This window comes from uncultured Cyclobacterium sp., assembly GCF_963976465.1.
Taxonomy (GTDB): Bacteria; Bacteroidota; Bacteroidia; order Cytophagales; family Cyclobacteriaceae; genus Cyclobacterium.
Map to the genome: position 1 here is coordinate 1 of NZ_CAXBOC010000713.1, position 1739 is coordinate 1739.

1 protein-coding gene and 1 pseudogene are annotated in these 1739 nt (G+C 41.0%); both read right to left on the reverse strand.

Going from position 1 to position 1739, the window contains the following annotated elements; all coding sequences use genetic code 11:
- Positions 1 to 1184: pseudogene (locus AAC037_RS24175) on the reverse strand (heme-binding protein); the annotation flags it as partial.
- A 121-nt stretch (positions 1185 to 1305) separates the two neighbouring features.
- Positions 1306 to 1739 (reverse strand): phosphoadenosine phosphosulfate reductase family protein (locus tag AAC037_RS24180; protein WP_339906239.1); only part of this gene is annotated, 434 nt, incomplete at its 5' end.

Here is a 1739-nt window from a genome sequence, read left to right on the forward strand (position 1 = left end):
TATTCCAAAACCTTTGGAACAATTCTTACGACATAACCTTTATTTTCATTTCCCGAATATCCGGCTCCATCCCAAGCAGCCATAAACATTCTTCCGGAACCATCTATGTCTAAATCAGTGACCTGAGGGAGTTTAAAAAACGGCGTTTCTTCTTGAACATAAGATGGACCATCTTCTGTCACTTTGTGTATAAACACTTGACTTCTGCCCCAATCCGCCATCAATGGATTGTTGTCATATTGGGCGGGCCATCGGTCGTCTTGTAAGTACAAAGAACCGGTTCCTGAGCCACCTCCTACATCAATTAATGCGGGAATAATTTCTTCTGTGAAGTTTTTAAACAATACCGGGTAACCATATTCACCGGACTGGATCTGATGGATAAAACGTATGTTCCAGCCTCCACCATCATTGGTATTACCACGTGTAAACATATTCATGTAAGGATCGATGGCAACATCATAAATATTTCTAAGTCCATGTGTATATATTTCCATTTCAGTACCATCCGGACGTACCCTGAGGATCCCTCCTCCGAGCATGGTCAATTCAGTGCCTTCTCTATCTACTGCACCGTGAAATCCAAAATCCCCAACTGCTATATATATCCAGCCATCTATCCCTAAACGAATCCCATTCGTGGCATGATCCGTTCCTCTACTCTGAAGGAATTTAGGTGAGCTGATATGCTGGATTAAAGGCTGAGAAGGGCCATCTGCGACACCATTTCCATCCTTATCCTCAAAAACAACAAGATCCATACCGGTGGCCAAACTGTCGGCCTCAGAAAACACAGTATGCAAAACATACAATTTATCTCCTAAAGAGATTATTCCTCTGGGATTATCCACCTCAGCAAAAACGGTATGGGAATCTGCTTGTCCATCATTGTCATGGTCTATTAATTTGACTATCCTTCCTTTACCTGGCGTTTTCCCTAGGGAACCTATGGCATCTACACCTACATAAACCTCTCCGTAAGGCGAAACTGCAAGACATGCAGGGCTTGGTGTTATGTCCGGCCCTGAAAAAGCCTGAACTGCTAAGTCCTCAGGCCATTCCAAGGATTGGCTCAGTGAGTCTAGCGAGGGTGAAGTTTGAGACTCAATAATTTCAACCTTTTTTTCAGGCTTACAGGCTAAAAAAGCAAGGATTAATGGTATTAATAACAGGTTTTTTTTCATTGGGTTAGATTTAGTAGAAAAAGTAAAATTATATAAAAAGCAAAACCCATCCAATAGAATGGATGGGCTTTGTGTTAAAAACACATTTAAATTTATCGATCAGCTAGGTTGGATGGATTGATTAAAGGTGCAAACCGCACTCAGTCTTCGGGCTATTGTTCCACCTTCCACTTCTATCTTCTCCGGGAACTGTGCAATGTTTACACCCAATGGAGTGGTAGCCAAATGCGATTAGGGGATGAAAAGGTAATTTATGTTTATTGATATAATCATCTCTTTCTTCCTCGGTCACATCCAGTAAAGGGTAAAACTTTAGAATCCCTCCACGATCTTCAAAGATATCCAAAGTAGCCCTGTGATCACTTTGCCAACTCATTAGACCTGAAACCCAAACAGAAAACCGTTGCTTGATTAACTCAAGGGGCTTTACTTTATTAATAGAACAACATAATTCAGGGTCAGTTTTCCACGTCTGATTTTTACTGGTAAATGCATGGTCTTCTTTTCCTGCACTGACAGATTCTACATTCAATCCATATAATTCTGTCAACTTTT